The sequence below is a fragment of the Neisseria sp. P0013.S005 genome (assembly GCF_051958425.1).
Lineage (GTDB): Bacteria > Pseudomonadota > Gammaproteobacteria > Burkholderiales > Neisseriaceae > Neisseria > Neisseria subflava.
Window position 1 is genome coordinate 264,880 of the sequence record NZ_JBQCVL010000001.1, and the last position, 12,260, is coordinate 277,139.

12 protein-coding genes and 1 pseudogene are annotated in these 12,260 nt (G+C 50.8%); 6 read left to right on the forward strand and 7 right to left on the reverse strand.

Translation table 11 applies throughout. The annotated features are described in order from the left end of the window. Positions 1-21 precede the first annotated feature (21 nt). A complete protein-coding gene (locus tag ACTHTA_RS01340; RefSeq protein WP_308887079.1) occupies positions 22-492 on the forward strand; it encodes a CYTH domain-containing protein in 471 nt (156 codons plus the stop codon). A 151-nt stretch (positions 493-643) separates the two neighbouring features. On the opposite strand, the gene ubiG is transcribed toward ACTHTA_RS01340, so the two are convergent. The 4 genes from ubiG to ACTHTA_RS01360 all read right to left on the reverse strand — a co-directional run bounded on the left by ubiG (position 644) and on the right by ACTHTA_RS01360 (position 3,682). Next, positions 644-1,357, reverse strand: a complete 714-nt coding sequence (gene ubiG, locus ACTHTA_RS01345) for a bifunctional 2-polyprenyl-6-hydroxyphenol methylase/3-demethylubiquinol 3-O-methyltransferase UbiG (RefSeq protein WP_199900968.1) — start codon at positions 1,355-1,357, stop codon at positions 644-646. A 162-nt stretch (positions 1,358-1,519) separates the two neighbouring features. After that, the gene (locus ACTHTA_RS01350) at positions 1,520-2,053 is read right to left on the reverse strand and encodes a c-type cytochrome (protein ID WP_049328922.1); all 534 of its coding nucleotides are present in this window, start codon (positions 2,051-2,053) and stop codon (positions 1,520-1,522) included. Positions 2,054-2,522: 469 nt separating this feature from the next. Beyond that, complete coding sequence (locus ACTHTA_RS01355) at positions 2,523-2,795, reverse strand: GIY-YIG nuclease family protein (protein WP_308887078.1); 273 nt, start codon at positions 2,793-2,795, stop codon at positions 2,523-2,525. Next, complete coding sequence (locus ACTHTA_RS01360; RefSeq protein WP_308887076.1) at positions 2,792-3,682, reverse strand: LysR family transcriptional regulator; 891 nt, start codon at positions 3,680-3,682, stop codon at positions 2,792-2,794. Before ACTHTA_RS01360 ends, ACTHTA_RS01355 begins: the two co-directional genes overlap by 4 nt. A gap of 184 nt (positions 3,683-3,866) precedes the next feature. Between ACTHTA_RS01360 and ACTHTA_RS01365 the strand changes: the two genes are divergently transcribed. The 5 genes and pseudogenes from ACTHTA_RS01365 (at position 3,867) to ACTHTA_RS01385 (ending at position 9,641) form a co-directional block, all read left to right on the forward strand. Next, positions 3,867-4,523 carry an NAD(P)-dependent oxidoreductase gene (locus tag ACTHTA_RS01365; protein ID WP_308887075.1) on the forward strand — a complete coding sequence of 219 codons (657 nt, stop codon included), beginning with the start codon at positions 3,867-3,869 and terminating at the stop codon, positions 4,521-4,523. Positions 4,524-4,614: 91 nt separating this feature from the next. Continuing rightward, the gene (gene mnmE / locus ACTHTA_RS01370; protein WP_440364154.1) at positions 4,615-5,979 is read left to right on the forward strand and encodes a tRNA uridine-5-carboxymethylaminomethyl(34) synthesis GTPase MnmE; all 1,365 of its coding nucleotides are present in this window, start codon (positions 4,615-4,617) and stop codon (positions 5,977-5,979) included. A gap of 1,028 nt (positions 5,980-7,007) precedes the next feature. Further along, positions 7,008-8,810 carry a DNA recombination protein RmuC gene (gene rmuC, locus ACTHTA_RS01375; protein WP_440364153.1) on the forward strand — a complete coding sequence of 601 codons (1,803 nt, stop codon included), beginning with the start codon at positions 7,008-7,010 and terminating at the stop codon, positions 8,808-8,810. A gap of 38 nt (positions 8,811-8,848) precedes the next feature. Next, positions 8,849-9,178 carry a glycosyltransferase gene (locus ACTHTA_RS01380; protein WP_440364152.1) on the forward strand — a complete coding sequence of 110 codons (330 nt, stop codon included), beginning with the start codon at positions 8,849-8,851 and terminating at the stop codon, positions 9,176-9,178. Between the two features lie 16 nt (positions 9,179-9,194). Continuing rightward, positions 9,195-9,641: pseudogene (locus ACTHTA_RS01385) on the forward strand (glycosyltransferase family 8 protein). 192 nt (positions 9,642-9,833) lie between these two features. Here ACTHTA_RS01385 and dapD read toward each other — a convergent pair. The 3 genes from dapD to fur all read right to left on the reverse strand — a co-directional run bounded on the left by dapD (position 9,834) and on the right by fur (position 12,239). Next, positions 9,834-10,655 (reverse strand): 2,3,4,5-tetrahydropyridine-2,6-dicarboxylate N-succinyltransferase, encoded by an 822-nt coding sequence (dapD, locus tag ACTHTA_RS01390; protein ID WP_107867861.1) that lies wholly within the window; start codon positions 10,653-10,655, stop codon positions 9,834-9,836. A gap of 262 nt (positions 10,656-10,917) precedes the next feature. Continuing rightward, positions 10,918-11,664, reverse strand: a complete 747-nt coding sequence (gene aat / locus ACTHTA_RS01395) for a leucyl/phenylalanyl-tRNA--protein transferase (RefSeq protein WP_308887063.1) — start codon at positions 11,662-11,664, stop codon at positions 10,918-10,920. Between the two features lie 77 nt (positions 11,665-11,741). After that, complete coding sequence (gene fur, locus ACTHTA_RS01400) at positions 11,742-12,239, reverse strand: ferric iron uptake transcriptional regulator (protein ID WP_094192831.1); 498 nt, start codon at positions 12,237-12,239, stop codon at positions 11,742-11,744. Positions 12,240-12,260: the final 21 nt, after the last annotated feature.

A 12,260-nucleotide genomic window follows, 5' to 3' on the forward strand; every position in this document is an offset into this window, starting at 1 on the left:
TGGTAAATAAGGAAAGAATTCATGACGGTCGAAATCGAACGCCGCTTTTTGCTGGCGGATGACAGTTGGCGTGAAGCGGCAAGCGAGCCGCTGGTGTTGCAACAGGGCTATTTGAGCGTGGAAAAAGAGCGCACCATCCGCGTGCGGATTATCGGTTCGCAAGCATGGCTGACCCTGAAAGGCTATATTTCCGACATGACGCGCAGCGAGTTTGAATACGAAATTCCGCTGGCTCACGCGCAAGCGATGATGGCGGATATGTGCCCGTTTAAAATGGAAAAATACCGCTATCGGGTCGAATTTGAAGGCTTTGTGTATGAAATCGACGAATATTTAGGCGACAATGCGCCATTGATTGTGGCGGAAATCGAATTGCCGTCTGAAGATACCGAGTTTCCCAAACCGTCTTGGCTGGGCAAGGAAATCACGGCAGACGGTAAATTCACCAATGCGTATTTGAGCAAACATCCGTATTCGTCTTGGACGAAATAACGAGTACAACCCACATACAAAAAAGGCATGTATCGCACATGCCTTTTTTCTTTTCAGACGGCCTGATTTACCTTACCGATATTTGTATCGAGCTGCTTTCGACATATCGTTTCAAATATAGGGCAAGTCCGTGTGTTTTATCAGTTGAACCTTACGCCGGACGGCAGGCAACCATATAGTTGACCTCGGTCGAGTCGCACAAAGAATAACGGCCGCTCAACAAATTGTAGGTCATGCCCTTGCTGCCGACGGTATCCAATCCGGCTTGGCGGCACATGCGAGCGAGTTCTGCCGGCGTGATAAATTTTTTCCAGTCGTGCGTGCCTTTGGGGACGAATTTCAACAGATATTCCGCGCCGACAATCAGATGCAGATAAGATTTGGGATTGCGGTTGATGGTGGAGAAAAACACCATGCCGTCGGGTTTGACCAGTTTCGCGCAGGCTTGAACGATGGCGGACGGATCGGGAACGTGTTCCATCATTTCCATACACGTTACCACGTCAAAGCTGTGCGGCTGCTCGGCGGCTAGGTCTTCGACGCGGATGCAGCGGTAATCAATATTGGCAACATGTTGGCTGGCCGCATGGGCAGCGGCGGTTTGCAGGGATTTTTCCGCCATATCGATGCCGGTCACGTGTTCTGCGCCGCGTTTGGCCATGCTTTCCGACAAAATCCCGCCGCCGCAGCCTACATCCAACACACGTTTGCCCGCCAATCCGGCATAGCCGTCGATATAGTCGAGGCGCAAGGGGTTGATGTCATGCAGGGGCTTAAATTCGCCGTTTTTATCCCACCATTTGTCGGCGATTTGGCTGAACTTGGCGATTTCGCCGGCATCTACGTTGTCGTGTTGATTGCTCATGGTTTGCTCCTGCATAAAATAATTCGCCTGATTTTAGCCGATTGCGCTTCAAAATAAAATGTTTCAGACGGCCTTTGCCCGTTTATCGGCCCTATTTCAACTTTCATCCGCCTGCCCATAAAAAACGCACCTTGTGGCAAGGTGCGTTTCAATCGGTGCAGTTTAAAATTTAGCGCCGGATTCGTTGGCCATGTAGTCAACTGCGGCTTTCACTTCATCGTCGCTCAGGCTGCCGTTGCCGCCTTTGGCTGGCATGGCTTGGAAGCCTTCGATTGCGTGTTTGTGCAGAGTGTCTTGGCCTTGTTTGATGCGAGGCGCCCAGTCTTCTTTTTTACCTACGGCAGGAGCGCCGGGAATCAAGCCGCCGTGACATGTTTTACAGTTCGCTTCGTAAACAGCTTTGCCGTCCACTTTGGCGGATTCTGCAGGTTTAGCGTCAGCGGCAGGCGCTTCGGTTTTTTCTTCAGGCTTGGCAGCTTCTTCAGGTTTAGCGGCTTCCTCTGCTTTGCTGGCGGCAGCTTCAACCTTATCGGCGGCCTCTTGAGCGGCAGATGCAGTCGCATCGGCAGCAGAAGCGGCTTCGTTTTTCACTTCAGATGCAACGGCTTGAGCAGCCTCTTGAGTCTCCTGTTTAGCCTCTTGGGAACAAGCTGTCAAACCAGCCATCATCATTACGGCAATCAGTAATTTGTTCATGTTCTGTCTTTCCTTAGTTTTAGTTTAAATCACTGTTTTATATAAACAGCTTAAAAATTCTAGCATAGAAACTAATCCATTCGACTTAGACTATAATAAATATTGGCATAAATCAGATTTTGTCACAAAAACAGGAAAAACATATTGACACCACACCTCTACTCAGATAGAAATCTACGCCCATTTGTCATTTGGCGTGATAATTTTCATTTTATTGTTCAATCAGTTATACTCTTGGCTTTTAATGTTTCTTTTTAAATTCAACTTTTTACAAACTTTCCAGATAATATCATAAGCATTAAACCGACTTTTATCCTAAAAAGGCCGTCTGAACTCCAATCAGGTTTCAGACGGCCTTTTTGAATCATGTTAATAAACATTTGCCGCTTGGCTATGCAAAAGACACCAGCAGGCTTACTTGTTTATGTAGTTATCCATATCCCGACTACAATTTAATCCATTGCCGTCATTAACCTTTTGCCAATGTTTCAGCTTCAGCCCACAATCCCCGCTTCTGCTCTGCCGTCAATTTCTTAATGCCGATTTCCCGTTTCAGCGCTTCACTTTTGTTCAGGCCGTCTGAAACGATGCGCATCTCGACAGGCTTGTTCAAACGCGTGTATTTCGCGCCTTTTCCTGACAAATGCACCGCAAATCGCTCTTGCGGACGGTTGCTGATGCCGCAATAAAACGCGCCGTTTTCGCACAAAATCAGGTAAACGCTCCAATTTTCCGCGTTCATAAATCCCCTTCCTTGGCAAAACTCTCGGTAAAAATGCGCACGGCAGCCTCGGTTTTGGCAGACTGCACACGATAAGGCGTCACCAAATAAAGGCTGACCGGCGGCAATGTCCATTCAGGTAAAACCACTTTCAGACGGCCTTGTGCAATTTTCTCCCTCACTTCGCCGCCCACTTGCAAAGACAAACCGAAGCCGCGTTCGGTCAGGCTGCGGACAGCGGCAAGATGCGTGCAGGCAATGCTGTCGGCGACATCGAGGAAATAGCTTTCTTCACCATTTTGCAAGGTGGTGCGTACAGGTAAAAAATGCAGCCAGCGGTGCGCATAAAGCTGAGAGGGATGGGTAATGGTCGGATGGCGATCGAGATAATCGGGCGCGGCACAAATCATATACGGCCACGTCACGAGATGGCGCGCAACCAAGTTGGGATCGTCCAAAGCCCGGTCGCCGCCGCGTATGGCGATGTCGGTCTGATTATGTTGCAGGTCGTCCAAGGTATCACTGAAATTAAGGATGGGGCGGATTTTGGGAAACTCGGTTTGCAATCTTGAAAATGCCGTCTGAAAAGCGCGGGATTCGATGACCGTGGAAGTCAAGGAAATCCGCAATTCGCCGACGGGTTCTGTTTTCAGATTGTCGATAACGGTACGCGTATCGGCAAGCGTGGCGGCTAAGCGGCGGCAGTATTCGCCCAAGGCGCGGCCGGCATCGGTAGGCGCAAGGCTGCGCGTGCTGCGGTTTAACAGCTTGATGCCGTGCAGGGTCTCAAGGCGGTTGATGTGCTGGCTGACCGCCGACGGAGTCATGCCCAGCGCGGCCGCAGCGGCGTTCATGCTGCCGTGTTCGAGGACGGCGACGAAAACGAGCAGGGGTTTGATGTCTTGCATTCTTCTATGATGAGGCCATCTGAAAGTTTGGTTTTAACGAAGTCCAAACGCTTTCAGACGGCCTTCTATTTTGATTGTTTAGTTAAACTTCACAATCATAACAGTAAATCAGGGATTATCAAGCGTTTCAGACGACCTTACAATGCGTTCATCTAATCAATCACATCCCAACAAGGAGTCAAACATGAAAATCGCAGTTATCGGTGCAACAGGTTATGTCGGCAACGCAGTCGTTCAAGAATTGGCAGGCCGCGGTCATGAAGTGACCGCTTTCGCCCGCAACACAGACAAAGTGTTCCAAGCGCAAAATGTTGCCGCTGTCTCCGCAGATGTCAACGCAGCAGATTTTGCCGACAAACTGGCCGGTCTTGATGCCGTGGTCAGCGCGTTCAACCCGGGCTGGACCAATCCCAACATCGGCGCAGATTTCACACGCGGCGCAAACAGCATCGTCGAAGCGGTAAAAGCAGCGCAAGTGCCTTATTTGTTGGTCGTCGGCGGCGCGGGTAGCCTGTATGTGGCACCCGGTTTGCAAGTTATCGATACGCCTGACTTCCCGAAAGAAATTTTCGACGGCGCCAATGCCGCACGCTATCTCTTGGCAGAACTCCTGCCGCGCCGCGATGTGAATTGGTCTTTCGTTTCCCCTCCGGCACGACTGGGTGCGGACGGCGGTTTCAGCGAAGACAAAACCGGCAAATACCGCTTGGGCAAAGACGATTTGCTGATGGACGGTGAAATTCCGGCAGGCATCAGCGTGGCCGATTTGGCAGTCGCCATCGCCGACGATGTGGAAAACAAAGCGCATTTGTTTGAACGTTTTACCGTCGCCGCTGTTTAACCGTCTCAATTCAAAGGCCGTCTGAAACCCAAAGTTTCAGACGGCCTTTTGCTATAATACGCACATTAAATTTACCTATACGCGAGTTCTCATGTCCGCAACCCAACCCACCATCGCCGCCATCGCCACCGCACCCGGACGCGGCGGCGTCGGCGTGATCCGTCTTTCCGGCAAAAACCTGCTGTCTTTGGCGCAAACCCTTAGCGGCGGCAAAACGCCCAAACCGCGCACCGCGCTTTACACCGACTTTCTCGGCGGCGACGGGCAGCCGATAGACAACGGCATCCTGCTCTACTTCGCCGCGCCCGCCAGCTTTACCGGCGAAGACGTGATTGAATTGCAGGGGCACGGCGGCCCCGTCGTGATGGACATGCTGCTCTCGCGCTGCCTCGAACTGGGCGCGCGCATGGCGGAACCGGGCGAATTTACCAAACGCGCCTTCCTCAACAACAAACTCGACCTTGCCCAAGCCGAAAGCGTCGCCGACCTCATCGACGCCTCCAGCAAATCCGCCGCGCGCATGGCGTTGCGTTCGCTCAAAGGCGCGTTTTCCCAACACATACACGAGCTGGTGGACGACCTTATCACCCTGCGTATGTTGGTCGAAGCCACGCTGGACTTCCCCGAAGAAGACATCGACTTTCTCGAAGCCGCCGATGCGCGCGGCAAGCTCCAAGCCCTGCAAGGTCGTCTGAAAACCGTCCTCGCCAGCGCGGAACAAGGCGCGATTTTGCGCGAAGGCATGAACGTCGTCCTCGTCGGCGCACCCAACGTCGGCAAATCCAGCCTGCTCAACGCCTTGGCGGGCGACGACATCGCCATCGTAACCGACATCGCCGGCACCACCCGCGACACCGTGCGCGAACAAATCACCCTCGACGGCGTGCCCGTCCACATCATCGACACCGCCGGCCTGCGCGAAACCGACGACGTGGTCGAACAAATCGGCATCGAACGCAGCCGCAAAGCCGTCTCCGAAGCCGATGTCGCCCTGATTCTGATTGACCCGCGCGAAGGTGTGAACGCCAAAACCCAAGCCATTTTGAACAGCCTGCCCGCAGGTTTGAAAAAAATCGAAATCCACAACAAAGCCGACCTGACCGGCGAACCCGTCGCCGTCCGTTCAGACAGCCTCGCGCAAACCGGCGCGGACACCGTCATCAGCCTGTCCGCCAAAACCGGCGCGGGTCTCGACTTGCTCAAACACGCGCTGTTGCAGGAAGTCGGCTGGCAGGGCGAAAGCGAAAGCCTGTTCCTCGCCCGCAGCCGCCACCTCAACGCCTTGCACGAAGCCGAAGCCGAGCTGGAAAACGCCGCCCTCTGCAACAACAACCAAATCGAGCTTTTCGCCGAACACCTGCGCCTCGCCCAAAACGCATGTAGCGAAATCACCGGCGAATTTACCGCCGACGATTTGCTGGGCGTGATTTTCTCGCGCTTCTGTATCGGCAAATAAAACGGTTTGCCATCAAATACAAAGGCCGTCTGAATGTTCAGACGGCCTTTTTTATCACCAAAACAAGCTTAATTTCACTTGCGTTTATTTATTGGCAGCTTCTGCCATATTTTTTGCGATTTTGGTTGCGCCAACTGTCAAACCGGACATACCGATCAAAGAAGCCGCAGCCAATTTGATTAATGTTTTCATTTTAACTCTTTTCTGTGTATTTAAGGGTGTGTTGTGTATTTTTTTATTTGTCGGCATCAGCCATATTGTGGGCGATATTGGTTGCACCGACGGTCAGGCCGGACATACCGATTAAAGAGGCAGCTGCCAGTTTGATTAAAGTTTTCATTGTTTGTCTCACTTTCTTGTCTGTCGGCCGAAAAACGGCCTAAGTTGCGTTTCCTGAAGCATTGTAATTAATTCGTTTATGATTGAATTATTTGTGTACTACCGTTTCAATATTGTAGGCGACGCCGAGGGCGGAGGCCGGCATCCCCGACATGCCGATTAAAGAAGCGGCGGCAAGCGTTATTAAATGTCCCATTTTAAGTAGTCCTTTTTCATAGATACAAAATGTTATTTAATAACATACACATTTTTTCGCCGGCATCTGCGCTGCCGACAGGACGAATCATACCGTATTAATCGTTAATTAATACAACTTTTCTGTAAAGATGAAATACTAAAAACATACATAATGAATTTTTAGTTAATTTATATTTTGTTTTGAAAATGACACCGATGTCTTTTTCAATGACACCGATGTCTTAATTACATACACACTACAAACGTACCTTGCCGCACCCATAAAATCCCTCCTTTTTTGTTGCAAAATCGCACTCTAAATTGAATATATTTTTAAATTCAAAATGTTACAAATTTATCTTTTTTTACAGCCCAACTCTTCACTTAGTCAAAATCAATACCTTTAATAGCTTATTTTAAAGAAAATACGCGTTTCTAGCGCATATCCGACCATAAAATGCGCCGCAAATATATGATATAGTGAAACATTCTGCGTATTGACTATTTCCAGCATGAACAACATCCTAATCCTGACCGGCGCGGCCGCATTTTTTATCGGCGCGCTGTTTGCTTGGCTGATAACACGCTACCAAGCCCAAAGCCGACACTTTATTGTTTTGCAAGAATTGGCCGAAAGCCGCCGCCTGCATGAGTTTGCCGAACAGGTTCAGGCTCAAACTGCGGCGGATTTGGCGCAAAGCCGCCATACCGTGCAGGAATTGCAAGACGAATTGCAGGAGACAGGCAACCGCTTTGCTGCAGCCGAAAAACAGATTGCCTATCTGCAAGATTGCGAGGCCGAAGCCGAAGCTTTAAAACACGAATGTGCAAAATGGCAGCAAAGCGCGCAAAATCTGCAAATCAACAACGAGCGCCTCAACACGCAACTGATTCAAGAACAGGCATTGAGTGCGGATAAAAATACGCTTTTGCAACAACAAGAAACGGAAAAAGGCCGTCTGAAACAAGACTACGACACGCTGTTGGAGCAAAACCATGCGCTGCAAGTCCAAAACGAACGCCTCTCCACACAACTGACCCAAGAAAAAGCCAATATCGACGACAAAAACAGCCTTTTACAGCAACAGGAAGCCGAAAAAGGCCGTCTGAAACAAGAATACGCCGCCCTTTTGGAGCAAAACCACGCGCTTCAAGTCCAAAACGAGCGCCTCAACACCCAATCGGAAAAAGACCGTCAGGCTGCCGAAGAAAAGCTGGCCCTGCTGGCAGATGCGCGTAAAAACCTGAGCGACCAGTTCCAAAACCTCGCCAACACTATTCTGGAAGAGAAAAGCCGCCGCTTTACCGAACAAAACCACGACCATCTCCAGCAACTGCTCAATCCGCTCAACGAACGCATACACGGCTTCAGCGAGCTGGTTCAGCAGACTTATGAAAAAGAAGCCAAAGAACGCCTGACCATCGAAAACGAGCTCAAACGCCTGCAAACCCTCAACACCCAACTCCACCACGATGCCAAAGCGCTGACCACTGCGCTGACCGGCACGCAAAACAAAACCCAAGGCAACTGGGGCGAGATGATTTTAGAAAGCGTATTGGAAAATTCCGGCCTGCAAAAAGGCCGCGAATACATCGTCCAAGCTTCCAGCGTCCGCCACGAAGCAGACGGCACTCAGCGCCGCCTCCAGCCAGATGTCCTCATCAATCTGCCCGACAACAAACAAATCGTCATCGACTCCAAAGTATCGCTGACCGCCTACATCCGCTATACGCAAAGCACCGGCGCAGAAGCAGAGCGCGAGCTTGCCAACCACGTCGCCAGCATCCGCGCCCACATCAAAAGCTTGGCTGCGAAAGATTACACCGACCTTGAGGGCGTCAAAACGTTGGACTTCGTCTTTATGTTCGTCCCTGTCGAACCGGCCTACCTCCTCGCCCTGCAACACGATCCGAACCTATTCCAAGAGTGTTTCGACAAACGCATCATGCTGACCGGCCCCAGCACCCTGCTCGCCACGTTGCGCACCGTTGCCAACATCTGGCGCAACGAGCAGCAAAACCAAAACGCGCTGGCAATTGCCGAGGCAGGCAGCAAACTCTATGACAAATTTGTCGGCTTTGTCGAAAGCATGGACGGCATCAATAAAGCACTCGGTCAGGCTCAATCCCAGTTTCAGACGGCCTATGGCCGCTTGGTTTCCGGCAGGGGCAACCTCATCAGCAGCACCGAAAAACTGCGCAAATTGGGCATCAAAGCCGGCAAACAGCTGCAACGCGATTTAGTAGAAAAAGCCGTATTGGAAAACGAAGACCAAGCCGCCTTACCGACCGCACAAGACCAAGAAGATAACTAACAAAATTTAAGACATTGCAAATAAAGGGAATTTAAGCAATGAGCAACATCACCATCGTCCTTGCCGCCGATACCGGCTATGCCGAGCAGGTTCATACCCTGATGAAATCCATCTGTACCCACAACACAAATGTCGATTTCTACCTCATGCACAATACCTTCAGGCGGGAATGGATCGACTATACCAACCAAAAGCTCGCGGCCAGCGGCAACCGCCTGAATGATGTCAAAATCGAAGTCGACTTCAGCCAATATCGCCGCTTATCCCATATTTCGGATGCCGCATTTTTCCGCCTGGTGATGCAGCACTGCCTGTCGACCGCGCCCGTATCTCGACAGCGATATGGTGGTGACCCAATCCCTGCATGATTTGTTCAACCTCGATATGCGCGGTTATCCCGTTGCGGCGGTACAAGATTCCGTTTTGGCGCGCATCGAGTGGAAACACCCTATCGACCTGCACACCACACCCTATTTCAATTCAGGCATGTTGCTGGCCGACTTGGTGCAATGGCGGGAACACAATATCGCGGAGTAACTGCTAAAAACCGCCGCCTGTCTCAACGAAGCCGTACCCTATGGCGACCAATGTTTCTTAAATACCGTCTTCCGAAACAGCTGGCTGGAATTGAACGAGTCTTGGAACTTCCAAACCGGCGCAGTCAAATATTTCCAAAAACGAAACCTCGGCGAAGTATTCCCCAAACCCGACACCGTTCCGCCCGTTATCCACTACACTACACGCGCCAAACCGTGGTTGTGCGATTACGGCGAGATTCCTTTTATCGAAGTCTATTGGCAATACTATTGCGCCGACTGGCCGAAAGCGTAATTTCAGGCAAGGCCCCCTCTCCTTCGATTACTCTTAAACAACCCATCATCAAAAACAAAAGGCCGTCTGAAATCGTTTCAGACGGCCTTTCAGCCATAAAAAACAGGCAGAACATTCTGCCTGTTTTGTGTTCATACCCGACCGTAAAGCAGGCTTTGCCACTCATCCTCGGCCGGCGTCATCGTTATCCGATTAGATACCGCGCAACAATTCGTTCACGCTGGTTTTCGCACGGGTTTGCGCGTCCACGCGTTTAACGATAACCGCGCAGTAGAGGCTGTGGCTGCCGTCTTTGGAAGGCATGCTGCCGGATACGACAACCGAACCAGCCGGTACGCGGCCTTGATAGATTTCGCCGGTAGTACGGTCAAAGATTTTAGTAGATTGACCGATGAACACGCCCATAGAAATCACACTGCCTTCTTCGACAATTACGCCTTCGACGATTTCAGAACGCGCACCGATAAAGCAGTTGTCTTCAATAATGGTCGGGCTGGCTTGCAGAGGCTCGAGTACGCCGCCGATGCCGACGCCGCCGCTCAAGTGAACGTTTTTACCGATTTGCGCGCAAGAGCCGACAGTCGCCCAAGTATCGACCATCGCACCTTCGTCAACGTATGCGCCGATATTGACATAAGAAGGCATCAACACGACATTTTTCGCCACAAAGCTGCCGCGGCGGGCAACCGCACCCGGAACTGCGCGAAAACCTGCGCTGCGGAATTCGTCTTCAGACCAATCGGCAAATTTAGTCGGCACTTTGTCGAAGTATTTGTTCACACCGTCGTTGAGGATTTCATTGTCCTGAATGCGGAAAGACAGCAATACGGCTTTTTTCGCCCATTCGTTGACTTTCCATTCGCCCACACCCAAACGCTCGGCAACGCGCAGTTTGCCGGAGTCGAGTTGGCGGATGGTTTCCAAAACCGCTTCACGCACTTCGGAGGTAACGGTATTCGGATTGATTTCGGCACGATTTTCAAAAGCCGTTTCAATGATGTTTTGCAAAGACATGTTGATTCCTTCAAGAGATCAGGGCCGTCTGAAACCTATTCAGGCCACCCTATTACAAATATTTAACTCGTTATTTTGCCATGTAAAAGCGATTTCGTCAGCTATTAACATGATTAGCGCCAAGCGTTACACGGACGGATTTTGGCTAAGCCAAGATTTTCAGACGGCCTGTTCAAGTGAATTGAATAGCATTTATTTTCTAACTAATTTCCCAATCACAATATACAGACTGTCGATTCCGCCGACACGCCGTGCCGATAAATCAATCTTCGCCGCCAATCTTTTGCAGAAGATTTTCAGCCACCACGCCGCATTCGATATTCCGCTTTAACGGTTTCGCGTTCAAATCCTTCAAGGCCGTCTGAAAGTCGGCAAAATCCATCAACTGCGAACCGAAACGGCGCATATGTTCGGTATCCTGCTGACAGTCTATCAGCGCAACGCCCAAATCCTCCAAAAACGGGACGGCGCAGACAAACGCAATCTTTGACGCATCGGGACGCAAAGCAAACATCGACTCGCCATAAAACACGCAGCCGATTTGCACGCCGTAAAACCCGCCTGCCAACTGCATTTCGCCTTGTTCATCAGGTAGCCAGCATTCAAACGAATGCGCATGCCCCTGATGGTGCAGCTTCAAATAGGCCGTCTGAAACGCAGGTTCTATCCACGTTCCGTCCTGTTCCGGACGCGGTACATTGGCGCAATGGGCAATCACTTTTTCAAAACAGCGGTTGACCGTTACCCGATACGGCTTGTGGCGCAAGGTTTTTGCCAAAGAGCGGCCGATATGCAGGTTTTCCGGCACAATCACGGCTCGTGGCGCAACCGCATACCAGAAAAACCAACCGTCGCGGCTAAACCACGGAAAAATTCCCTGCCCATACGCCGACAACAGCCGTCCCGTATCCAAATCGCCGCTGACGCCGACCAAGCCGTCGCATTCTGCCAAAGCGTAAGACGGGTCGGGGAACCGATAATCCCGTGGCGCAAGAAAAGGAATCTTCATCGTAAAGCTCATAAAGTTTCAGACGGCCTCAAGCTGAAAATGCCCAAGGCCGTCTGAAAAATCAACATACAAACTGCTTAACGTTTGGTTTTGGTTTGGCATTCGCCGCATACGCCGTACATATACAGCGCGTGATCGACGATGCGGTAACCGTTTTCTTCAGCGATTTTGTCTTGCAGCGCTTCGATTTCCGGATTGTGGAATTCGGTTACTTCGCCGCATTTCACGCAGACAATGTGGTCGTGGTGATCGCCTTTGTCCAATTCGTAAACCGCTTTGCCGGTTTCAAAATGGTGACGTTGCAAAATGCCGGCCTGTTCAAACTGGGTCAGCACACGGTAAATCGTCGCCACGCCGATTTCCACACCCTCTTCCAACAGGATACGGTACACATCTTCCGCGCTCAAATGCTCCTCGGCATGAGTCTCGAACAAGTCCAAAATTTTCAAACGTGGACCCGTAACTTTCAAACCGCTGTCTTTCAATTGCGCAATGTTGCTGAATTTTTCCATAATATTCAATATCCCTGTAAGGTAATAACCGTTATAATACGCACTTTCCGCCCATTTGCCCACTATTGGGCCGTTAAAGGGCGG